Annotated in this window: 19 protein-coding genes; 15 read left to right on the top strand and 4 right to left on the bottom strand. The window is 45.4% G+C overall.

The window, feature by feature from the left end; all coding sequences use genetic code 11:
* The 4 genes from S1OALGB6SA_RS00555 to S1OALGB6SA_RS00540 form a co-directional block, all read left to right on the top strand.
* Window positions 1-450 (top strand): hypothetical protein (locus tag S1OALGB6SA_RS00555; protein WP_503465857.1); only part of this gene is annotated, 450 nt, incomplete at its 5' end.
* Entirely contained in the window at window positions 450-1,355 is a 906-nt protein-coding gene (locus S1OALGB6SA_RS00550; RefSeq protein WP_124032202.1) for a hypothetical protein, read from the top strand. The genes S1OALGB6SA_RS00555 and S1OALGB6SA_RS00550, both read left to right, overlap by 1 nt.
* A gap of 2 nt (window positions 1,356-1,357) precedes the next feature.
* Window positions 1,358-2,908 carry a 6-hydroxymethylpterin diphosphokinase MptE-like protein gene (locus S1OALGB6SA_RS00545; RefSeq protein ID WP_081950088.1) on the top strand — a complete coding sequence of 517 codons (1,551 nt, stop codon included), beginning with the start codon at window positions 1,358-1,360 and terminating at the stop codon, window positions 2,906-2,908.
* A 1-nt stretch (window position 2,909) separates the two neighbouring features.
* Window positions 2,910-4,511, top strand: coding sequence for a motility associated factor glycosyltransferase family protein (locus S1OALGB6SA_RS00540; RefSeq protein WP_037563142.1), 1,602 nt, complete (start codon window positions 2,910-2,912; stop codon window positions 4,509-4,511).
* On the opposite strand, the gene amrB is transcribed toward S1OALGB6SA_RS00540, so the two are convergent.
* Entirely contained in the window at window positions 4,492-5,331 is an 840-nt protein-coding gene (gene amrB / locus S1OALGB6SA_RS00535; RefSeq protein ID WP_306766967.1) for an AmmeMemoRadiSam system protein B, read from the bottom strand. The genes S1OALGB6SA_RS00540 and amrB overlap by 20 nt on opposite strands.
* A 29-nt stretch (window positions 5,332-5,360) precedes the next feature.
* Between amrB and S1OALGB6SA_RS00530 the strand changes: the two genes are divergently transcribed.
* The 5 genes from S1OALGB6SA_RS00530 (at window position 5,361) to S1OALGB6SA_RS00510 (ending at window position 10,825) form a co-directional block, all read left to right on the top strand.
* A complete protein-coding gene (locus S1OALGB6SA_RS00530) occupies window positions 5,361-6,608 on the top strand; it encodes a type 1 glutamine amidotransferase family protein (RefSeq protein ID WP_124032200.1) in 1,248 nt (415 codons plus the stop codon).
* Window positions 6,609-6,711: 103 nt separating this feature from the next.
* Window positions 6,712-7,662, top strand: a complete 951-nt coding sequence (locus S1OALGB6SA_RS00525) for a tetratricopeptide repeat protein (RefSeq protein WP_195910209.1) — start codon at window positions 6,712-6,714, stop codon at window positions 7,660-7,662.
* Window positions 7,663-8,000: 338 nt separating this feature from the next.
* Entirely contained in the window at window positions 8,001-8,804 is an 804-nt protein-coding gene (locus S1OALGB6SA_RS00520) for a TP0624 family protein (protein WP_124032198.1), read from the top strand.
* Window positions 8,805-8,904: 100 nt separating this feature from the next.
* Window positions 8,905-10,221, top strand: coding sequence for an SH3 domain-containing protein (locus tag S1OALGB6SA_RS00515; RefSeq protein ID WP_124032197.1), 1,317 nt, complete (start codon window positions 8,905-8,907; stop codon window positions 10,219-10,221).
* Window positions 10,222-10,411: 190 nt separating this feature from the next.
* Window positions 10,412-10,825, top strand: a complete 414-nt coding sequence (locus S1OALGB6SA_RS00510; protein WP_124032196.1) for a DUF1761 domain-containing protein — start codon at window positions 10,412-10,414, stop codon at window positions 10,823-10,825.
* Window positions 10,826-10,941: 116 nt separating this feature from the next.
* On the opposite strand, the gene S1OALGB6SA_RS00505 is transcribed toward S1OALGB6SA_RS00510, so the two are convergent.
* Window positions 10,942-11,829 (bottom strand): fructosamine kinase family protein, encoded by an 888-nt coding sequence (locus S1OALGB6SA_RS00505; protein ID WP_037563149.1) that lies wholly within the window; start codon window positions 11,827-11,829, stop codon window positions 10,942-10,944.
* A gap of 25 nt (window positions 11,830-11,854) precedes the next feature.
* Between S1OALGB6SA_RS00505 and S1OALGB6SA_RS00500 the strand changes: the two genes are divergently transcribed.
* From S1OALGB6SA_RS00500 to S1OALGB6SA_RS00475, 6 genes are all read left to right on the top strand, one after another.
* On the top strand, window positions 11,855-12,613 hold the full coding sequence (locus S1OALGB6SA_RS00500) for an exodeoxyribonuclease III (RefSeq protein ID WP_037563150.1): 759 nt from the start codon (window positions 11,855-11,857) through the stop codon (window positions 12,611-12,613).
* A gap of 35 nt (window positions 12,614-12,648) precedes the next feature.
* A complete protein-coding gene (locus S1OALGB6SA_RS00495; protein WP_077067597.1) occupies window positions 12,649-13,266 on the top strand; it encodes a rhomboid family intramembrane serine protease in 618 nt (205 codons plus the stop codon).
* 7 nt (window positions 13,267-13,273) lie between these two features.
* A complete protein-coding gene (prfA, locus tag S1OALGB6SA_RS00490) occupies window positions 13,274-14,356 on the top strand; it encodes a peptide chain release factor 1 (RefSeq protein ID WP_037563151.1) in 1,083 nt (360 codons plus the stop codon).
* Window positions 14,357-14,483: 127 nt separating this feature from the next.
* Entirely contained in the window at window positions 14,484-15,344 is an 861-nt protein-coding gene (gene prmC / locus S1OALGB6SA_RS00485) for a peptide chain release factor N(5)-glutamine methyltransferase (protein WP_124032194.1), read from the top strand.
* Window positions 15,341-17,389: a RelA/SpoT family protein gene (locus S1OALGB6SA_RS00480; RefSeq protein ID WP_052080145.1), complete on the top strand. Its 2,049-nt coding sequence runs from the start codon at window positions 15,341-15,343 to the stop codon at window positions 17,387-17,389. The genes prmC and S1OALGB6SA_RS00480 overlap by 4 nt, the downstream gene beginning before the upstream one ends.
* A gap of 5 nt (window positions 17,390-17,394) precedes the next feature.
* Window positions 17,395-17,919: a tRNA (cytidine(34)-2'-O)-methyltransferase gene (locus S1OALGB6SA_RS00475; RefSeq protein WP_124032193.1), complete on the top strand. Its 525-nt coding sequence runs from the start codon at window positions 17,395-17,397 to the stop codon at window positions 17,917-17,919.
* On the opposite strand, the gene S1OALGB6SA_RS00470 is transcribed toward S1OALGB6SA_RS00475, so the two are convergent.
* A complete protein-coding gene (locus S1OALGB6SA_RS00470; RefSeq protein WP_124032192.1) occupies window positions 17,897-21,502 on the bottom strand; it encodes an LVIVD repeat-containing protein in 3,606 nt (1,201 codons plus the stop codon). The two genes, S1OALGB6SA_RS00475 and S1OALGB6SA_RS00470, sit on opposite strands and share 23 nt — an antisense overlap.
* Window positions 21,502-24,096 (bottom strand): hypothetical protein, encoded by a 2,595-nt coding sequence (locus tag S1OALGB6SA_RS00465; RefSeq protein ID WP_124032191.1) that lies wholly within the window; start codon window positions 24,094-24,096, stop codon window positions 21,502-21,504. Before S1OALGB6SA_RS00465 ends, S1OALGB6SA_RS00470 begins: the two co-directional genes overlap by 1 nt.

Below are 24,096 nucleotides of genomic sequence, written 5' to 3'. Positions count from 1 at the left end.
AAACCCGCGGAAGCCAGCCTCGAGGCGGAGAGCATGGTTGAACTAGATGAGCTCGAGGAGGCTGGCCTCGAAACACAGCCCAAAGACGATGCCATAATTGAGCTGGATGATGATTTGCCTGAGGCCGTCGGTATTGATAGCAGTAGCGCTAAACCTCTCGAAAATTCTTACAATGAACTTCCTGGAACTGAAGAAGTCGATCTTGATTCCCTCGAAGCGCTCGCCACAAATACTAAAACCGTGGAATCTGAAGCATTGTCGTCTATAGATGAAGCCAGTGAAGAAGTCAAACCTGTTTCCAGTGAACTGAAAGACGAGATTAGGGACGTTCTGAAGTACATGGATGAGCTACTTGATTCATTGCCAGATAAGAAAATTCGGGAATTTGCAAGAAGTGAGCACTTTGAAACCTATAAAAAAATCTTTGAGGAGCTGGGGATTTCTGACTAATGGGGTTGCTTGACAGGGCTATTGCTTTATTCTCTAATCAGCAAGCAAGGGAAAATACGGCTGTTGAATCCTTGATATCTTCCATCGGAAATAACCCAGGCCATCCTGATTATCCACGGGGTGTTATCAACGTCTTCCGGGAACTTATCGGTTTCACTTCAGGCTCGATTATGCTTCTGGATTCAGAAGAGAAGGAATACTACCCATTAATATCTACTGGACCTATCTTTGATGCCCTGGATGTGCCAGGAATCAATTCGGATTTGCCTGCGTCCCACTTAGGGGAATCGAAACAAATCACGATTACAAAATTCGAAAACCTGCTCCCGAATCTAACGAAATCTGGGAGAGAAGTCATGATTCTCAGAATCGGAACGGGAAACCCTCCTTCAGCAATTTTACTGGCAACCGATTACCAGAGGTCCATAGAAGCCGATCGCTTGATAAAAATCGAAATTCAGCAATTAGCAGATAGATTGCAAGATGGAATTGAGAGTTATCAGCAAACACGTGAAAGGGAAGAGAAGAGAGAACCGAAATTCTCAAAACGGTTGGCGAGCGCAGGAATCAGCAAAGCCTCAGTCGTGTTTCTCAATATGTCCGATGCGATAGAAGCAATGGCTGAATCCTATTCCGAACTTGATACTGTCAAAGCCGCACAGAAGGTCATCAATCTCTTGGGACGCATCACCGGAAGGATGGGTCGTCTTCATGAACTTGGAGGTGAGCGGGTACTTATAGTATTCCCCGATGAACGTCTACCTGATCATGAATTGTATTTACATCAGCTTTCTGTTGCTTTTGGACTCGCCTATAAAAAACTGGGTCGAGCTCCAAGCTTTCAGGCCGAGTTCAAACACTGGCCAAAAGATAGCGCTTACATCGAGAAACAGCTTCTCTCTTAGAAGTGAACAAGATTTCGATCAACAAATCTCGAACAGGAGAACCCACGGCCGCCATCGGAACTTTTAGAATCCATTCGAGCTATAATCCCGACAAGGAAGCACGCGGATTTCTCAACAAGCGTGTTTCCGAAATCAAACGAAACTCAACGATTGCCATCATAGGCGCCGGACTTGGTTACCTGGACAGGTCACTCAAATCTTCGATGCCAAACAGCAAAATCATATCAATACACCTTGATTCAGACTTGTATCACAATAGAGTGTCATCGCCACCAATCAGGAATTCTGTATACCGATGGCACCCGGGAATGAGTGTTGACATCGAAACTTTTCTACTTAAAACGTTGCATGAATCTGATGTGAAGGGGTTGAAAATAATTTCCTGGTATCCATCCATCAAGGCCCGACTGAAACTGGCAAACGAAGTTTCAAACGCTTTTGGGCTGGTGATGCGCAGATATGCCGGGAACGTTGATACTACTGCAACTTTTGGGCGCCTTTGGATAAGAAACATACTTAGAAATTTCATGAATCTCAAAGAATTCATTGTACCGATGAAATTGAAACAGCCGATTGTTCTGGCAGCTTCCGGGCCAAGCCTTGAGTATGCTCTGAAAGAACTGCATAAGCATCGATACAGTTTTCAGCTATGGGCACTTCCATCCGCGCTTCCTGTATTGACAGGGGCCAAACTCGAACCAGATTTAATTGTTGCCAGCGATCCTGGTTATTGGGCCTTACAGCACCAGCGTTTTTACGCGGAAAACGTTCCAATAGCAATGCCCTTATCATCCTCTACTCCACCGCCAAACTCTCGAGTTCTTCTTTTAAATCAAGGCACAGCAGTTGAATCCAAACTAATAAAAAGCGAGGAGTGGCCTGGCATATCGGTACCATCCATGGGAACGGTTGCCGCAACAGCCGTTGAGGTTTGGAGATGCTTATCAGAAGGTCCCTTGATATTGGTTGGACTTGATTTGTGTTGGTTCGATCTCAGATCTCACTCCCGGCCTCATGCTTTCGATGGGTGGATTACCTCAAAATCGTGTCGTCTTCGCCCCTTTAACGATATATACTGGAAGCGTACCGAAACCTTTGGCCCTGTTCGTCTCGGCAAGTTCAGAGTGGGGTCTGCGTTAGCAACATATGCAGATTGGTTTGGGAATAATCTGCCTAAGGACAGAGTATTTCGCTTTGCTCCGGAGAAATTTGCGCCCATACCGGTGAAGCTTCCTGGAATAACGGAGGTGGGGCCGGAAATTTTTGCGAAATACCTTGAAACTTGGACACAGGATGACAAATTCGATGTTTTCATTACCCAAGAAAACAAAAATCAGCGCAGGTTTTTGATTCTCTGTGCGTTCGAACGTTGGAAGCAACTTATCAATCAAGAGTTTACTGACAATGAAATTTGCGAATTGATGTACACCCTGGACGCTAGAGGATTTATAGAACTCAAAAATTGCGCTGAATCTGAACGAAGTGAAAAAGAGGTAAGACATCGCAATGCGGTTAAGCAAATTTTAAGCAGCCTGGAGAAGCCCTACATCTGAAATGGGGTATTTGAATCAAAACCTGGACATTCTAAATGCAAAAATCCCCAACCTCGCGGCCAGATTGCGCGGTATCAAACCAAGTGTTTATCTAGTCACAAGCAAATCTCGTCAGGGTTCAATAGTGCCGGCTGTCCGAAGAGAGGGGCATCTGTATCCAATGCACTCACTGTTCGATCCGATTTCCGAGGGAAACCGAATTGCCGGTACGGCAAATGAAGAATTCTTAATCGTTTTTGGACTTGGCGGCGGCTATCATCTGAAACCTCTTCTTGCAAATGAGAAGCTCTCGGCTCTAATCATTGTCGAACAAGACATGAACCTGATGCGGGGACTACTGGAAAATTTTGATTTCACCTGGCTTTTCTCGAATTCCCGGGTGAATCTACTAATAGACTACCCCCCTCAGGAATTACTCAATTTCGTTCTCGACAATTATCTACCCATCATACACGGTAATCTTGGTACGATATCTCTAAAACCTCGTGTGAATCTCAACCCAGTTTGGTTTTTAGCCTGCGCTAATGCGTTGCAGACAATACCCGAAACTTTCTCACGCGAATTAACCGTACAGTCGAATTTCGGACAGCGATGGTTCACCAATACTCTATCCAATCTTCCAAGAAATGAAGAAGTAACTACCAAGTTACTTCCCACCAAGCGTGTGCTCATTACTGCTGCTGGCCCTTCCCTGCACAAACAGATGGAAGAAATAAAGAAGAAATGTATGGACGGTATGAAACTACTAGCTACCGATACCTCCCTCCCTCACTTAATTCTCAATGGGATAAAGCCGGATATAATCCTGTCAATTGATTGCCAGGTTTTCAGCTATCAGCATTTCTTGAAGGGATTGCCAGCAGAGAGCATATTGGTTCTGGACATAGCTGCTCCATCAGTTCTGGGCAGGCTAACAGATAAGGTAGTATTCTTCTCCAGCAAGCATCCCTTCTCTCTGTATTTGAACAAGTATTACCGTGTTCTTCCAACCTTGGACTTGGTGGGCGGCAATGTGACTCACGCTGCCGTCTCGTTGGCAAAAAGGATTGGCGCCAGGGAAATAACTCTTTTTGGGACGGATTTCTCGTATCCTGATGGGGAACCCTATGCCAAAGGTGCTTACATATACTCTCTTTTTCAATCAAAGTCTCGACGAACTTCGGGGGCTGAAGATTATTTCTGGAAATTTATCGATGAGTCCAATCCAATACGTGAAGAATCACACGGTACATGGCGGTATCGGATATCAAGCCTGGACTACTACCGCGAAACTCTGGAGAACTCTAATCCCGCTTCCTTCCCTAACAAGATTTCACAATCTTCTGAAAATATAGCCTGGCAAACACAGAGTTTCATAACCTCGCCACCTAAAACGAAATGGCAAGATTTCATACACGATTACTCCGAAATCCTGGAGTCCCTCCCTCCTCTAAGCGCCAACATTCAAGACTATCTTGCCGCCCTCAAAGATAAATCCCGTCAAGCCTGGGCGTCTCTCCTGCCAGCTGCAACAAGGTTTAGAGAGGAAAGCTCAAGTGGATTCGAAGCAGTGGAAAAAGCTCGAATCTGGACAATAGAATGGATTAAGCGAATTCCCAAATAATCGATCCATAAGCAACAAAAGACGAAGAGGGATACAAATCGCTGCTGAGAGAATAGTCAAGAATAGTTCCTGCTCCCGTGCCCAATACCTTTGCATATTCCATCGCTCCAACAGCACCCCCTGCGGAACAAGCAGATTTCTGTTTATTGGCCGCCTCCAAGGCCTCAATTCCATCGAAATTTGCAAGCGCCCGCAGTATTTCATAATCCCGTTTTTTAACCCAACCGCGCGGATCGCTCCGAGATTCCTCTGGCATGAAGCCGTAATTTGGCCCGTAGTGAGTCAGATCGGTCGAACCAATTACAACAACACTCTTATCGCTTTTCTCCACCGTTTCAGCCAAAACGCGGCCAAAATCCAAGCTTCGCTCATCCGAAGGAATCCTCCAGGCCGCCCATTGAACCTCAGGTAAGATCGCCGCAACCATTGATAGAACCACCTCAACCGTATTGTCAGCCGAACTTTCAGCAACAGGTTTATACTCAGCGGATAATCGCGAATTGACAGAATCGGATATCTCGACATCTCGATAGAGTCTAGTCGTGGGAAAATCCCATGCGTCTTCATCGTAGCGGATTAAACGTCCCCCGGGCGGATTGTGGCCACCAAGTATAACTATAGAATGCAAATCTTTTGCCATGCATTTTATAGTTCTTGCTATCATTGCGCCGCAAAACGCCCAGCCTGCATGTGGAACCATGCCTGCTGAAACTCCAGCCCTAACTTCCTCATCTGGGATTCCGCGCACAAAGTGTCTGATTTCCTCTGCCGATGATGGATACCAGCCCTCAGGTAGACATCTGCTTCTAGTATTCAACACAAACCCCCAGCTTGCAGTATAATGCAATTATGAAGAAGTCCGTTTCGATCGTATATACGATTTGTGTCACCATTATGCTATTCTGTATCGTAGGTTTGTTCGCCTGGAAGATTTACCAATCACGCGCTATGCGAATATCGAGTTCAGCGATAAGCAGTGTTGAATACACTCGCAGACTTGACGAGGCCATATTCGGAAGTCGAGACATAAATGAAGAATCGGAAGTAGCCGAAAACCTAATGGCCGAAAATCCATTGATCGTTGCGATCCAAGTTTCCTCAAAGGAGAATGGACTTAGGCTGAGCATTGTGAAACCAGCAATCAAAGACTTCTCGCAGGTTTCCATCACTGAGTCAAGCCACTTCGATAAACCCCTTACACGCGCCCAGTATTACAAAACCACCAGGCCTATGACTTTGAATGAAGGTTTTGAAGCAACTTTTGTTTCGACAATAATAACAACCTCAGAAATTCGAAACAGACTCATGATAGTGCTGATTGTCGTGGTTGGCATGTTTCTGATAACCTTCATTTTGATACTGGTAAATCCAGGAACGTATAAGAGGGAAGGAAAGCCAGAAGTAGAACACGAGAAAAGCTCAGACTTCGATTTCCCGAACAATGGCGATTTTGAAAGCAGAATAGAGAGTTCAAGAAGTTCTGATTACATGGCCCCGGAAGACGATGAATTTGAAACGCATACCAATGAAGATATCGATGATTTCGCACCTGTCGACAGACTCGATGAGAACGATTTAAGGGTAACCAAGCCCGAATACGGCGAATCAATTCTCATGGAAAATGATGTGGACTTACCAAACCTTGACGCAAACGAAATTAAATCAGACGAAAGTACTGGAATAATGAATCGATTGGATGTAACACTCGAGGACACCGCCGCTTCAAATCAGGATCTCTCTCTAGTAATTATGACTGGTGACTCCAATATAAACGAGCTCGTCCTGGAGCATTATCCCGATTCAAACCTGGTATTCGCAATCGATAGCCAGAAGACAGCAGTAATCGAAACCAACAAGGATCTCGATTCGTCAATTTTCACAGCCAAGAAATTCTTGCAAAAACAGTTAAGTAAAGACAGAAATCAGAAAATATTCTGCGGAATAGCCGCTCGAAATGGCAGGCTGATAAGCGCGGATGTACTGTATCGTGAAGCGGCAAGCGCACTGCTGGAAGCTGACAAGAAATCGAGAATTGTAGGATTTCGCTCGGATCCGGAAAAATATAGGGATTTCATACGAAATCAGAAAAACAACTGATGTTCCACCAACCATCAAAATGATGTTGTTTGCAAATCGCCCCCTCGTGGTGCCGTCAGTTCTGTTTTGCGCTTTGCTGAGTTCGTGTTCATCCGAAGACAGGGTGCCCGCCTCACTCTCCAGAAACGATGTTTTCACAGAACTGTTCACAATTGCGCAAAACTCGACGGAAAATCCAGCAATGCGTTTTGTAGCTCTTGAACCAATAATCGCCCGTGCAAGAACCGCAGGAGAAATCGCCTGGCTTAACCGCTATCTGGGAAATATTCTTAGCAGCTATCCGGAAGATCCCTATGGGGCTTATTACCTAGCAGTAATGGCAGAAAACGTAGGAGAATCAAAAGAGCTGGCCCTGGACTATCTCAGGCGTCTTCTAAAAAACTATCCTGACTTGAAGATTGACGATGAATCGATTCATTTTCTGGCCATGAATGAGATTGCAAAACAAACCAACAACCCAAGAGAAGCAATTTTGATGCGAATGCGAATGCAGCAACACTACTCAGATCGCATTGATTTGGGCAGAAACTATTTTGCCATTGCCGGTCTATACCGGAAATTGGGTGACTGGGAGGCAATGTATCAGGCATATGAGAATTTTTTGAAGCACCCAAACACCATAATCCCGGGTAATTCCAATGCGGCGAACCAAATCGAAGCCAGACTAACCTTTCACAGAAGTGATAAGTCGTGGACTGTGGACAAACTCGATGATTTGGTTGCGATAATTAAAAGAGCCTTAAGAACTCAAAATGGATCCCTGCTGAAGAAGCATCAGTCGGTGGATTTCTTCCTTATGAGTTGGAGCCAGGAAACTTCTGATCCATTTACGCATATCCCGATGCCTTTAGAATCATTTCTAACATCCACCATAAGTTATCGTAGTGAGCTTGAGAAGTTCTCCAATAACAGCGAAGCCTACCTGTGGACCACCGGATGGACTTGGATGATTCCTACATGGTATTTATACTTTCGCCGCATAGACTATCCTGCGGATCCAGAAATTAACGGGAATTGGGAATGGGCTGGCATATACTTCGGCGAACGACTCTAGTACTTCTCCTCAGTATTGGAGTTCGATGCGTAGTCGCGTCGACTGATTTCGCAGCTCTAGAGTCGGTATTGCTTGCCGGAACGCCGGGTAACGAGTACTGGAGACTGTTGAATGAAGATGAATCCCCCGTGGATAAATCACGATTTGTTGCAGCAGTTTTTTCACATCAAGACCGCCACGGGGAGTATTGATGAACTGGGAATCGCCCATTAAATGTTTTTCGGAATACCAATACATTTTTGGGTTCTGTCTGGAAACTTGAAAATCGAGGAAAACATGCTCCCAGTTCCCGAAAAGGAGACACAAACCTGATGCTCAAGAAGATATTGGGATGCACAATGTTACTAGCACTAACCCCCTGCGGTCGGATATTCGCTCAGACATCGATTGAAACAGAAGTAGATTGGAGGACTGGAAATCTCAATGTACTAGCTACTCATGCACTCGACTCGGATATGCTGCCGCAAGCTCACCCTCGAACTCTTGCTGCACTGGAACGCAAGCTGCCGGCATTACTTATAGAAGACATGAAGAATTTACCCTGGGATAGATTGGGTACACTGGAGGAGTATATCAAGCGTGTGCCATCATCGATGGCATTAGTTGAAAAGCTCACGGAATCGCTGAATAGGAAATGGAGTCGAATATCAGAGGACAGAACCATTGTTGAAGCTTCCTATACTCTGGATTTAACTGAATTGCTTCCGAAGTTTTTCCCCATCACAGACGGGTTAAATCTCCCGAGAACTCCTGTCGGCTGGATTCCAATCCCTGAAGACGATTGGACTGGAATAGTTATCTATGTTCCGGAAAATACGCGGGTTTGGGGCACTGGAATTTCATCGCCCCCGCACCCCGCACTATACGCCAGAATTCTCTCAAGCGATCTTACTGTCCTGTCCGATCCCACCAGGAATAAAGACAATTTTCTTTCCTATTACAGTGTGGCAAATCGAGACGAGATTGATTTCCTTGTGGGCCGAAGACCTTATAGAACAATGGCACGAGAACTATATGGCGAATTGCCATGTGATATCGTGCTAAGCAATGAAGATACCAAACGTATTCTGGCCGAGGATTCTGGTAAGGAGGCTCTCCTTGCAGGCAGAATTGTTATACTTCTCGATTCCTTGTCCAAATAACGCACTTATCAACGATCACCAGAGTTCATCGGCGATTTCTGTTCGAGTAGCCTCCGGTGCTTGACTCCGAATAGAGTCTTGGTTTTAATCGTGTGACGTTATGAATAGAAATTGCATAGGACTTCGCAAGCTTCCCCTGGTTTGCCTCGCGATCCTTACAATATCTGGATGCAGAAACATTGGTACCGGCGTTGTGCTTTGGCCAACGGAAGACAGTTATTTGAATCCGGGAGATATCGTAAAAGTGAAGAGTGAATCCATGCTGCGCAATACCTATACTGTCAATCTCCCTGATCAAGGGCGTTTCAAAGAAGAAATCGATAAATGGCGAATAAAAAGATTCAATAGAAAAAAGGAGGCGGCAGAGTATGTCGTGGATTTGGGGGAATGGCGATATGTATTTGCCGAATGCCTGTATCAAGGTTTGCCGATGCGGTCAGAATCTACGAATATGTCTACTCGCATTTTCAGTTTTCGGGAGGGTGAGTTAGTAAAAGTGCTTGGAAGAACTTCCAAACCGGAAAAAGTTGGAAACCTCGAAGGATACTGGTACAAAGTGTTAGCCAAAGGTGGTGTGGAAGGATATGTATTTGATTATCACCTCCGAGTAACGAAGAATACAGGAAGTACGCGGGAAGTCCTAAATGAAAGGAAGTCTTTCGATCCGATCCTTGACAATCTGCTTCGAACCGAGTGGCGATCCGAAAGCTACAAGACAATGCTGGCAAGCAATCTAATCGATCTGGAGCTGTTAAAACCCGAGTATGGTCTGTTCTTCGATCCGGAGAACAACAAGATTTCATTGAGAAATCCTAACATATCAATTAACGAGTTTTGGACCGAGATAGTGCCAGCGGGGCGGAATAGATATATTTTTTTGAATAGCAGTTTTAGAATCACAATAAATTCCTCTGATTTCATCAGTGCACAGTATATCTATGAAGGGAAGGACTACAGCAGAGCCTTCGTTGATATAAATCAAGATATAACGACGATAATTGCCAGCGAGGTGGAGCGAAGGAAAGCTGAACTTACACGAATGGTTCAGTCGGGGCCAGTCTACTACAGCCAAATTTATGGTGAATTCACGGTACGCAAAGATGGTACATTTACCTGGATCAAGAAATCGGCTTTGATTTCCAGGGGAATTGTTTCATACGAGGCGGGGAATATCGGTACGATTGAATTTGACCACTTCGTCAAACCGTCAATTACGGCCAAGTACAACGGAGCATTTAGCCTCAAATTTAACGAGAGAGAAGTTGTGCAATTCCTATACAGATTTGAAGATAAGGGGCTCAGACTTCTCTATGTTCCAAAAAATGTTATCAAACAACGGCTCATTATATCCGATCAGTATATCTACCCGGCGCATTTGTATTTCACCCGCCTTCCTTCTACCATACCCGAAGAGTGACACTAAATCTCTTCATGATCATACCAATTGCATCACAGAATTCAGCAGCCTTCCGCTTTAGAACACAAATTCCGAGTGAGCTATCCGAGGATGAGTGGATAGCGCAGTAACAGACGATAGACAAAGGGAATTTCGGCAATCTTGACAGCGTTCAGAGAATAATACTAGAGTGTTTTCTCGAGGTGATAGTATGTTCTTAGTCAATTATCTTGCCGTCATTGTTGCATTGGTTGCGTTTACTGTAGTGGGGATGCTTTGGTATGGCCCGCTATTTGGCAAGAAATGGATGAAGCTTGCCGGATTCTCAGAAAGCGATATGAAAACTCCCGAAGCGAAAAAGAGCGCCACGACAGGCTATATTGCCAGTATTATTTCGAGCTTCGTGGCAATGTTAGCCCTGGCTGTTGTCTTGAACATGATGGGTATCAATAACGCTCTCGGCGGATTGATTGCCGGAGCTCTGCTGTCATTCGGATTTATCGCGATGACTCTCGTAGGTGAAGCTGCATGGCACGGTAAACCGGCACTATTGATTCTTCTCAATTCCATTTATAGAATTCTTGGATTCGCAATTGCCGGATTGATTATCGGCGCTTGGCAATAATCGTTTGAGAAACTGCCGATATCAACACCCCGAATAGATGCTACAAAATCAGAACTCCGTTCCAAAATCAGGGCGCAGCTCCCAGGGGATGCGCCATTGCGGGCTTAGGTGGGTTTTTACGAATATTGACTAATACTGGACATAACACCCGGCCAGTAGGATGAACCGAATAGATTGAGATGATTTAGAAGATGATAGAGGTTGTACAGATTTCTCCTCTCATCGAAACCAGGATCCAAAGGCCATGTGTTCCGATATGCATCGCGAAATCCGGATGGGAACCCCCCGAAGAGTTCCGTCATTGCAATATCGGCTTCCCTGTGGCCGTAGTACACCGCAGGATCAATTAACCAGGCGTATCCCTCGATTCCAGCCATCCAATTACCACCCCAAAGATCGCCATGAAGAAGACTGGGTTTATCCGGGGCAGGTAGAATATTCGATATATTGGATTGAATTCTTTCCATAGCTCGATCGGCAGTCAAATTCCCGAAACCATTTCTTCTAGCCAAGCTCCATTGAAAACCCAGACGACACTCAGAATAGAAAGTGTGCCATGAGACTGTTGGGCTGTTTAACTGCGGAGTCGATCCAATCCAGTTATCCTGTTCGAATCCACAACTGTCATTCCGGGCACTGCGGTGTAGTTCCGCAAGGGATGCACCGAAGGAAGTACTCGAAGTTAGCCTACCCTGATTAATGTACTCCATCAAAAGAAAGGAACGACCGCCATCTAATCCCCATGCGAAAGGTTTGGGCACGAATATGCCCTCTATCCCTTTGGCAGCATCGGCTAATTCGAGCAAACCCGCAGATTCAGCGGCGAACATGTGAACAAGCGAAGATTGATTCTCCTTGAGGAAAAACACCCTGCCTGAAGAGAGAGTGAGTTTGAAGCATCTGTTTATATCTCCGCCGGAAACTCTCTGGCGATTCGTTATCCGACAGTCAGAATCGTCTATGGATTCGATGGCCTTTATTAAAGATGAAGCATTTATTATCATTAACCAACATTATATACTATAAATCATGAAGATTGTTTCCTGGAATGTAAATGGAGTACGCGCCGCCTGCAAAAAAGGGTTGATGGAGTTTATCACCGCCTCCGATGTGGATTTTTTCTTCATACAGGAGACAAAGGCGCACCTCGAACAACTGAGTAGAGAAGTATACGCACCCGCTGGATATCAGTCCTGGTGGCAGAGTGCTGAGAAACGTGGATATAGTGGTACCGCGTTTTGGGCAAGAAAACAGCCCGATGCCATAGAGCTTCTGGGTGTGAAAGAATTTGATTCGGAGGGTAGAGTACAGGTTGTTTTTTTTGACAACCTCGCATTATTGAACTGCTACTTCCCGAATTCTCAGATTGAAGGAGCTAGGCTGGAGTACAAGCTTGGTTTCAACGTGGCAGTTAAAAAACGTGCTGATAAACTGGTGGACGCTGGCAAAACCGTTGCAATAATAGGCGACTACAATGTGGCTCACAAACCTATAGATTTGGCTCATCCGAAGGCAAATGAGAAAAACCCGGGATACCTGCCCGAAGAACGTGCTTGGATGGATTCTTTCATCGCCGGCGGTTGGACCGATACCTTTCGCGTATTTGAAAATGGACCAAATCACTACACGTGGTGGTCCTATAGAGCTAACGCCCGGCAAAACAATGTCGGATGGAGAATTGATTATTTCTGCGTAAACGATGCGTCCGCAGGGAGAGTGAAATCATCCAGAATAATGCCGGATATAAATGGAAGCGACCATTGCCCGATAGCTATGGAGTTGAATTAAATAAGCATGCTCGCGAATAACTCCGATACACTAGTATGAAGCTGAAGTACAATGCTCCGGCCGCACTTACACTGGCTTTAGTGGCAACGATTGTCCTTCTGATAGACCAATATATTATGCCTGGAATAATTCAGGAACTTTTCACCGCTGAGGGGTCAACAACCTTTAAATTTGATGACATCCCGGCCTACGTACGGATGTTTACTCACCTTTTTGGACACGCCAGTTGGGAACACCTTCTTGCGAATCTAACTTTGATACTGCTCCTTGGTCCCATACTTGAGGAAAAATTTGGAACCAGGCAAGTGGCTTGGATGATTGTAATTACCGCCTTAGTAAACGGCCTGTTGAATGCTCTATTCTTTGAAACTGCCCTAATGGGATCAAGTGGGATAGCTTTCATGATGATATTGATGGTAAGTTTCGCAAATACTGGAACTGGAGAATTTCCGCTTACTGCATTACTGGTTGTGTGCTTATATTTGATTAAGGAAGTATTGGCAATTTTTCGCTACGACGATGTCTCCCAGATATCCCATATTATAGGAGCTGCATGTGGAGCCGTGTTTGGCTTCCTTCGCACTGTTGCCGCAAAGAAAACAGATACTTCGAGTCCGCCTATTCCTGCTGATAAACAGAACTTCGCCAATTAGAAAACTTATGATAACCAACATCACACTCGTTGAACAGCGCATGGAAATAGTTCAGAAGAGATATGAGAAACTGCAATCAATCATAGCCGATTCCGATTTACCCAAAAGAGTCAATGCTTACAAGAAGGCTATGCAGGAGTATGCCCTGGTAGAGGAAACAATAGCACTATACAAGGTTTTTCTTTTCAAGCGCGGTGAATTGGAAGATACCAGGGAAATGGCCAATGCGGAATTGGATTTGGAAATCAAGGCAATGGCCCAGGAAGAAATTGATTCCCTTGAAACCGACCTTGAGCAGATTGTTCAAAAACTCAAAGTACTTCTGGTTCCCAAAGATCCATTAGATGGAAAAGACATTATTATCGAAATCCGTGCTGGTACCGGTGGCGATGAGGCCAGTCTTTTCGTGGCCGATTTATACCGTATGTATGGGCGCTACTCCGAAAGCCGGAAATGGAAAGTTGAAGTGCTGAATTCAAGTGAAACTGAAGCCGGAGGTTTCAAGGAAATAGTCTTTTCAGTGAGCGGCAAAGGCGTATACGGGAATCTCAGATATGAATCTGGTGCGCATAGGGTGCAAAGAGTTCCAAACACAGAATCACAAGGCCGAATTCATACCTCAGCGGTAACCGTGGCTGTGCTTCCCGAAGCTGAAGAAACCGATATTACAATTCAGGATTCCGACGTCAAAGTGGATGTTTATCGCTCCAGCGGTCCAGGCGGACAGAGCGTCAATAAAACCGATTCGGCTGTTCGACTCACCCACCTGCCATCCGGACTTGTAGTAACCTGTCAGGATGAGAAAAGTCAGATCAAAAACAAAGCCAAGGCCTTCAGAGTGTTGCGAGCTCGCCTGTATGAGCTGAAAGAATCGAAGAAACAGACAGAAAGGGCAACCAATAGGAGAAACCAAATCGGTTCCGGCGATCGCTCAGAACGAATCCGTACTTACAATTTCCCCCAAAACAGAATTACCGACCATAGGGTAAATCTTACGCTTTATAAACTGGAGCAGGTAATGCAAGGCGATTTGAACGAAATCCTGGACGGATTGAAAATCGGCGCCTTGGAAAACGCATTGGTGAGCTGACACACAGATTTCTAATTCCGCCTGCCGCATCACGAGGTTTCATTTCTTGCACACAATCCGGGCTGCTGGAAATTTCCAATCATGTAATCTGGTTCTTGACAAAATCGATGGACTTAAGCTCCGAAGATTGGCAAAATTAATCCTGATGACTGTTCGAGAAGCTCTGGCAGAGGGTAGATTCGCAATGAAGGGAAGCCACACACCTGAGCTGGACACCGCCTTGCTTTTGGCTAATGCCTGCAAGCTCGACAGAGAACATCTATATATGCGCTTATCAGAAAGCCTGGATAATACGATAGTTAAAGAATATCGTCTTTCGGTGAAGCGCCGTATTTCTGGTGAGCCTGTCGCTTGGATTATTGGGAGAAAAGAATTCTGGGGCAGAGATTTCTCTGTAGGTCCAGGTGTTCTTTGTCCTCGACCAGACACAGAAGCGCTTATTGAGGCAGCATTGAAAACTATGGACGAATACGGCTCCAAAGCTCGTCTTCACGACTGTTGCTGTGGGCCTGGAACTCTTGCATTGACACTCGCCGCTGAACAACCTGGCTGGAGTATATCCGCATCGGACATTTCCTCCATTGCCGAGCAATACTTCGAAAGAAACAACCAATCAATAAGCAATGGGAACGTAAAATACTTTCGTTCCAATCTATTGGAGAATGTACCGGGCCAATTTGAGATTATCGTGTCCAACCCGCCATACTTGACACCTGCTGAATTTAGTCAGCGGAAAAAACTGAAGTGGAAGGAACCGGCACTTGCCTTAGACGGCGGCGATCATGATGGTTTGAATGTAATTCGTCGTCTTATCCCCTACGCCTGGGCCAAAACTACCAAAAATGGAACATTGCTCCTAGAGACTTCTCCCACGCAGATGCATGAAGTACTTAGGCTGCTATCCGATGCTGGTTTCAAAAACATCCAGTATCGCGACGATCTTGGAGGAATTCCTCGCGTGGCGATAGCCAAAAAGGAACTTGCATGAGTTCGATTGCCGGCACCCTGGTTCTCACTGAGGCAGAGCTTAAAACCGAAATTCGCCGATTCGCAGGCTCTCTGGGTATCTATCCCCGCACGGAGCGCAGAAGCATAATCAATGCTCTAAACTGGTCTCGGAAATTGCACGAGGGACAAAAGAGAGCCTCGGGAGAACCCTATATAATCCATCCTATTCGAACCGCAGAAGCACTGATTGATTTCAAACTGGATCCACAGGCAATAAAGGGAGCTCTGCTTCACGATGCTCTGGAAGACACAGAGGCAACCAAAAACGACATCATCGAGAGTTTTGGGACCGAAGTGGCCGCACTCATCGAAGGTGTTACGAAAATTGACGATATAAATGTGGGAACTAAGGCAAGGGAAGCGGCATCTCTCAGAAAAATGGTTTGGGCAATGGTTGACGATCTAAGAGTTATACTCATAAAACTTGCAGATAAACGCCATAACATGCATACCCTCCAATACATTGTCGATGATAAACGACGCGACAGAATCGCTCGTGAATGTTTGGAAATCTATGCCCCGATGGCAGGAAAATTGGGAATGAGCTCGCTCAAATCCGAATTGGAAGATCTCAGCTTCAAATATCTGCAGCCCGATTATTATACCCTAATTCGCGATCATGTGGCGCTTAAGAAGGAAGAACGAAAACTTTATCTGGAATACATTCAGGAAGACCTCCTGCAAGCCGCTACAAAGGCACGCGTGAAAATAGTTGTTTCTACCAGAGCCAAGCATTTCTATTCAATATTTCGCAAGATGAAAGACAGAGACAAAGATATCGATGAAATATACGATCTTCTGGGCGTTCGAATAATCTGCGAATCGACAGTTGCCTGTTATACGATACTCGGTGTGACGCACAGCCTCTGGGCACCTCTTGAAGGTCGATTCAAAGATTACATTGCATCTCCAAAAAGCAATGGCTACCGCTCGCTTCACACCTCGGTTCTTACCCAAGGCGGCCGCCCATTGGAAATACAAATCAGAAGCCAATCAATGCACGAAACGGCTGAATATGGCGTCGCCGCACATTGGACCTACAAGGAAAAAAAGAGAAACAAGAATTTACAAGCCAGTCAATTTGCTCTGGTGGAGCAACTGAAAGACCTGAGAAATGAAAGTTACGATGACGATACAGGTATTTTCCTCGACACAATCAAACGCGACGTGCTGCAGGATTCCATAATTCTCTATACACCGAAAGGCGATCCGATTGAATTGCCTGAGGGATCTACAGCCATAGACTTCGCGTATCACATACACTCTGAAGTCGGCAGTCATTGCATGGGGGCTAAGGCAAACGGCGCAATCATTCCGCTAACCCGGCCGCTTGCAAATACTCAAACTATACAAATTCTCACTGCAGTCAATGCACATCCCCATGTCAACTGGCTCAAACATGTTCGCAGCACCCGCGCCCGCAACAAAATCCGCTCCTGGCTAAATCATCACGAGGCCGATGTTATAATCGACCGGAACATAGTCGCTCGCAAAAAAAAGATCGAGGTTCCAAACAAAGAAGCATATAACAAACCTGAAACAAAAATTCTCGATTTATCCAAGGTTGGAATTAGCGTAGCTAATGGGAAAAACGTGATGATAAGGATTAGTCAGTGCTGCTCACCGTCTCCTGGTGACAAGATAATTGGCTACATATCTCATGGTCGTGGTATTATTGTACATAGCGATAAATGCTCAAACCTTAAGGGCATTGCAAACTTCGAAGCTCGTCAAATCCAGGTGAACTGGGAAACCGTCAGCCTCAAAAACACTCAAAGATTTCGAATACACTCAAAATACACACACGAACTTTTTAGCGAAATAGAGAGAGCTATTCGTAAATATCGCGGCCATTTAATATCGGGTAGCCTCGACGAAACCGAACGAGGAGAACTAGAGGGTTATTTCACAGTTGAAGTGGAGAATTTCGATGATTTTGGGAAAATATCTGGAAGTGTCAGGGCAATACCATCTGTGTTATCGATACTTAAAGTACAAAACCTGCAGAATAACTACTATGGGTAGTCTAAGTGGAGCTTCATATAGTACTGCATCAACCCGAAATACCGCAGAACACAGGAAGCATCGGTAGAACCTGTATGGCAATGGATGCCTCACTTCATCTAATTCATCCTTTAGGCTTTTCCATAAACGACAAACTTCTTAGAAGGGCGGGCTTGGATTATTGGCATGAACTCGATCCCTCCATATACGAAAATTGGGAATCCTTTCTTTCTCGAAATAACAACCCTCCACTGTGGTACCTCACAACAAAGGCCTCCAGGAGTTACGACGAAGTCGCATTTAGAAGTCCCACATACCTGGTATTTGGAAAGGAAACTGCCGGACTGCCGATGAGTATCCTCAGCGGCATCCCGGAAAAATGCCTGAGAATACCAATGCTTAAAGAAGCCAGATCGTTAAATCTTTCGGTTGCGGTTGGTATTGTGGCCTGCGAAGTTCTAAGACAGCACAATTTCTCCAATCTTCAGAAAACCGACCCCCAAAATCGCCTAAGTGATCAATCCGAACCTATTCCAGCCAAGTCGGAATAACCAAATCCACCATCTGAACACCGTCAATATCAGTAACATAAACCAGTCCCGCTCCCGGAACAGCCTCGGCCGCCGTGGCAAAAACCTCCGAACTCTTCGATGCAACAAATGGTTGCATTGGATCTTTCACATTTACAACCAAAAGCCCTTCGGGGCCACTGCTAAGGAAGGCATAACCCTCCGCAACAGATATGGAACGAACGTGTGCGCTCGGCATAAGCGATAACAACTCAAGTTCTCTCGAATTCGGAAGCGCGTAAATCGCCATTCCGAAATCGCCAGCGGCATAGAGCCGATTCTGATAAATATGTAAATCCTTGATACCCTCGAGTTTCAAGCGTTTCAATTCTGCGAGGTCTTTGATTCCGTAAACTCTGAATTCCTGATCATCGGCTACAACGGCGAATAATTCTCCAACAGACACCGCCTTCGCGCCCAAAAAAGGGATATCAATAGAATTTACCACATCCCCTTCGGAAATCTGCAACAGAACCGGATTCATTCCCTCAAAAGCCGCTATAACAACCGTACCATAAATATCAACATCCACCGCCGGACCAATAGAATCTTCCAAAATTGAATCGCCCCAACGATTATTTCGCGGCAAGCGATTGTAAACACTCAAACCGTCAACAGCATCAGCAACGGCGAGTAAATCGTTTGCAACCGCCACCTCCTTCGCAAAAGATGACTGAATTACCTGAAACGGCTCTCCAGCTTCACTATTGAAAATCTGAACTCCACCCCTATGGTCTGCAACCACCAATTCCTTCTTTGAAAGGGCCAAACCATACGAATGCCCCTGAGTTTTCCATCCCGAACTCACAAATGAATTCCCAACCAGATAGGTTTGAATCACGACTATCCCTTTGTCAGTACCGGCGTATACATAGTCGTTATTGAATTTCAGATGCTTCAGCCTATCGAGCGAAACGGTCCCAAAAAAGGTTGGTTCGCTTGGATTGTCCACATTGTAAAGATCTAACCCTCCATCTAACTTTGAAACAAGAATATAGTCGTTTCCAATGGTGAGATAACTTGCGCGCGCATTCGCTATCCTGGAGAAACTTCTAAGTGCCCGCGGATTCGAAATATCGAGCAACAGGATATCTCCGACAGAATCAATAAGACAGGCAAGATTATCCCTAACTTCGATAGATTGCACATCACCTGTTTGCACTGTGTTAAGTAGAACAGGGGTTTCGGGATTTTCCAAACTGATAATGCCTAGACCCTTTAAACCGGCAGGAACGAGCATTGTAGTGTCCACAATAGCTAAATCGTAAGCATTAAAACCCTCAAGAATATCAACTCGTTGTGGATTGCGCACATCCGACACATCATATGTACGTACACCGAGTTTTTCATCGGCGATGTACGCATACTCACCCCGAACACCAATCGCACTAGCTTGTCCAGCAAGTCTGGAACCGACAATGAAGGGTTTTGTGGGCGCAATGATATTGGCCACCAGAAGGCCTCTATTTCTATCGGAGATAAAGGCATAATCACCCTTGACAACAACTCCCATTGCTTCCTCGGATTCTATCGACCCAATGGCTACTGGCTTAATCGGATCGTTGATATCAATAATCCTAAGCCCATTGTGCCCGGCGGCTACAAAAGCGTAATCTCCTTGAATAAAAATATCCTCTGGTATCAAACCTTCATAGTCGGCAACCTTCTCCATTCTGAACTTAGGCGCTATTATAGTGCGCGCCGAGGTGGGGTTGCTCAGATTTTCCGGAAACTCCATCGGTGCAATTGCATAGGAATACTGAATTCCATAGCGTGCCATGCTGTCCACAAAGCTTACCTCGTTTATTGGAGGGCCAAGAAGTTCAAAATCACCGGTTCCTTCCGAGCGAAATATAAGATATTCCTGAGTTCCGGGTATGCTCGGCCAATTTAATTGAATCTGTCGATATCCACCCTTGGCAAGAGGCTTCAAAGTTTCCCCCGAAAGAGGGATAGCCCGTACCACATGGGAACTGAAATTACCGCGTTCGCTAATCACGCGCAGTTGAAATTCATATAGTTCGCCGTTAATCAGCGAATCCACCACCAGCTCGCCGTTATTCGCTGCGGCAACTTCTACTTCTGTTTTCTTGTTGTCATTAACTAACTCCACTACCATTCTATCAGCATCAGGAACTGAATCCCAACTAAGTCTGGCTGACTCATTCAAACCAAGAACTTCAAAACTGGGAACATCGCTCTTGCCTCGGGGTATAAGTAATACTGACTCGGCTATCTCGCCATTGCCGCCAGCAACCTTGACATGGAGTTCTACATCTCCCTCGAAAATTTGCATATAAAGCGGAATCGAGAAACTCCCGTCGCGCGCCAACTGAACCGAGCCATCGATTAACTGATCGGTTATTCTGACATCCGCAGGACGTACCGTCCAAGCCAAGTCTCCAATCCCACCATAATCAGAACTATCTTCATATGGATCTGTCACCGTACCCGAAACAAACATGCCAGCGGCCCCATATCTGGTATCCTCGATGGGAAAATCAAGTGTCAAAAGCGGAGGCAACCGGCCATCCCTAAGACGGAAGTTCAACCTGGTCTTATTGTTATTTTTATCTTCGGCTTCGAATTCCAAGGTGATCGAGCCTACTTCATCCGATAAATCTGTGATGAAAGAGAATGCTCCTTCATCATCAAAAAATATCGTCCGACGGTTTTCAGACTTGGAGGCAAGCCACCAACTGAGCGTTTTAATTTCAGAAACTCTGTCTTCCCCATTTGGATTCCTTCCTATCACACCAGTAATTTCTACCTGATCCAGGTAGAAACCACCATCTATAAGGTTTTTCACATCTAAATATGGGCCATCTCCGGCATTTTCCAAACTTATCGAAGTGCTATCCATCCAATTCTCGTATATCGCCCTAATCTCCACAACGATGAGTTCCGAGAATCCCAAGGTTGAAAACGCAAAGTTGAACGTTCCATCAGGATGCAACTTAGCGGGTCCCTGCAAATTCAGGGCATCCACCAGCCATTCAATTCTCAGCGGCGTGCCTCCAAAACTGCCTGTCACTTCAACCGTGGAACCGTAGAACGAACCATCCGCGGGAGATTTGATTCTGATGGGAGCCAGTTCAGACTCAGGCTCGGGTCCAGGCTCAGGTATCAGGACGGGAGGGGGAATCTCGGGTTTAGGCAACTTGGGGTTCATCGAAAAAGTCCATTCATCGATTTTTCCCATTTTATTGGTTAATCGAAGCTTAAGCGTAAGCGGGCCATCATCCTCAGCAATTGGTATCGATTGGACAAAAAAACCAGAGCGATGGAACATGATATATGCCATCTTATCAAGCTCAAGGATATTCCAGGTAAGTGTATCCACGCGTACGTCGCCGACACCAATATCGGGCGAAGGATGTACCCTGCCATGTATCCGCAGAGAATCCCCGTAGCCCACGGTGCCCATCGGCTCAAATATCTCCAGCCACGGGGCAGTCTCCAACGGCCCACCGGTCTCCTCAGCGTAAATCCCAATCATACCCGTGGCAACTAAGAGGGCCAAAACGATGACGCGGGCTAATTCACCTCTTGAGCATTCACACATCAAGGAGCAGGACGGAGTTTAAACGACGAAGTACCGGTGTCAGGATTCCCAACATTCCCCGCCATGTCCGTGAAATTTATGGTATACTCTACTGGCTTTCGCTTACTACCGCTTATATCGTCAGAAACTATAGTATAGGTATATCGATAATCTGGATGACTAACCGTTCCATCCTTGGTTACACTCAAAGCATTGCCACTCAATGTAAGCTCAACAGTCGGTTCGGCTTGTAGCACTCGGTCATTTACAACGCTGAACTCCAGAGCCACTTTGTCTCCAACTTCCGGATCTTTGCCTGAGTTACCAACTCCCTTACTCAAACTTATCTGAGCATTTAGAGTCGGCCTACCAGGATAATACCATGCATTGAGTTGCTCATCTCTTATCCGGTTACGTTGAGAAATTCCGACAACATTTGAGGCTCCTGAGATGCTTATGGCGATTCTGGCGTCGCTGCTTCCTGTAAACGAATTAACAACCACCGTAAACGAGCGACGATCTTGAGCGAATGCTATTGTAGAGCTGTTAGTCGGAGTAATAATGACAGTGGGCTGAGTATCACTTAAGGGTTGATTGGAAGTAACAGACAGAGAGAAACTATTCCCTCTTTGGATGTAAGCCTTATCGACTCTATTTACTTGGCCAATCGTGAGATACGGTCCTTCCGTATACAAAATTACTGATGAACCATCGGTGGTACTGCTAATCGGCGCAGTTCCGGCAGTGCCTATCGCATTACTAAATGCAGTAATCTCAAAGGGTATCGGAGAGGTAGAGTAAGTTGTCGGTATTGTTACCCTGGCGGTTAGAACTTTGGCAGGACTACTCTGATCTACAGAGGCAGCCACGCCCGCGATAGTCGCTTCAAATTGATTCGGATCCAACGGCTGAGTGGAGTTAACACTCAGGATAACAGTATCGTTCCTCTTGGCGATACTGGTGCTGACAGTATTGTTTGATGCTATCCCTATACTGGTTAGCGTGGGTGGTCCCTGAAGGAATTGAACTCTGTCAAAGCTACCCGCATCTATACTCCTGGTATTCCCTATCTTGTCACTCACACTAATACTTATTGATAAATCCTCAATCGATGAGGAGATTGCAGTTGCATCAGTTAAAGAAACTGCCACGCTGCAAACACCCGTATTTCGAGTTATCTGGAAGTGGCGGCTCTCAAGATTGATACCGGCAACCGTTCCGCTTAACTTGGAGAAGTCAACACCAGTTTTCACATCTCGTACCGTAAAACCAAGGGTGACAGTGCTGCTATGTCCAACATACAGATGATTAGTACTGGCAGAAATAGAGAAATTGCTAAACACCGGCGGTGCTGAATCCTCTTGTACGAGCCAAACTTTTTCACTCGTACGGTTAGCGTTGTCCTTTGCAAAAAGGGTAATCGTAGTATCTCCGGCACCGGAGTTCAAATTGTTACTTCCCAAATTGACAGAATGAGCAAAGGAGGAGCTTCTTATAGTAGGATCAGGATTAGTAGGAAGAGATACAACTTGCGTACCTAGAGTATTTGCGAATTCCAACTTGAGCTCGGAGATCCTCTCGGCTCCCGTATTAGCTGTGGCGAGCCCATTAAGCGAAAGAGTATCCACGCGCATCTCAGAAGAAGTATCAGACGTGGCCGGAGCGTAGAATGGTTTGGCGGGACCTCCTGAAGTTGGGGAAAGTGCCGAGAAGTAATAGTCTCTTACAAGGAGATCGGAATGAATTGTGGGATCGAGATTGGATTTCCTGGTTAGTGATTTGTTCAGATAGGTAGTATTACCGCTCTTATCTTCAGCGCTAATACTTATGTTCAAAATTGCTGTCTCTTTCTGAGTTGCAAATAACAGAAGATGAAACGCGAATTTGCGCTTACTGACATCGTAATTCAGATACGATCCCGCTTTGAAGCCTTCCAGAGGACTTTTTTGGATGAGGTCACCATTTCTAGTTCCACCCTCTATATCAAGCTTCGCTTCATTTCCAAGAATTTGCAGAGTAAGCGATTTCAGTTCATCGTAACTATCTTTCTGACTATTCGAATTGGCCAACTTCCCACTTATATCAATCGCTCTATCAATCAAATAATATTTATAATCCTCATCTAACTCCATGAAAGGCCCTTCACTGCGCTGCAATCGGAGGGTTTCCTTAGTTTCATTATCATTTCTATCAATAGCCGTAATGACAATGAACATGGTTTGGGACCAATCGTTGGTATCAATTTTTATTGTAAATCCCTTATTCGCGTGATTATAAATGAAATTATCTCTGGTAATTCCCCCAAAATCAGTATCTACTGTATAGCTACCATCTGAATCAATCTTTATTCTGCCTCGATGGTCTGGGTTGCTGGCGGCCTCTACTGAAAGGGAACTGAGAGCACCCTTGTTATCTCCGGATTCCTGGGAATCATCTTTTACATACCCCTTTATGGTTACCGTGGACATATATATACTGTCCCTCTTCGGAGAGGAGATAACAATTTGCGGATTTCTATTGTCCTCGACAGCAAAAACTATTTCATCATTTATCGGCATGAAGCAAGATATCAGAGCAATGGCCGTAAACACCAGAATAACGCTAAGTTTCTTCAT

This window comes from Olavius algarvensis spirochete endosymbiont, from assembly GCA_900608495.1.
GTDB lineage: Bacteria > Spirochaetota > Spirochaetia > DSM-2461 > DSM-2461 > UBA2779.
The sequence above is the reverse complement of the archived record's forward strand: the minus strand, read 5'-3'. Positions and strand labels throughout refer to the sequence as shown.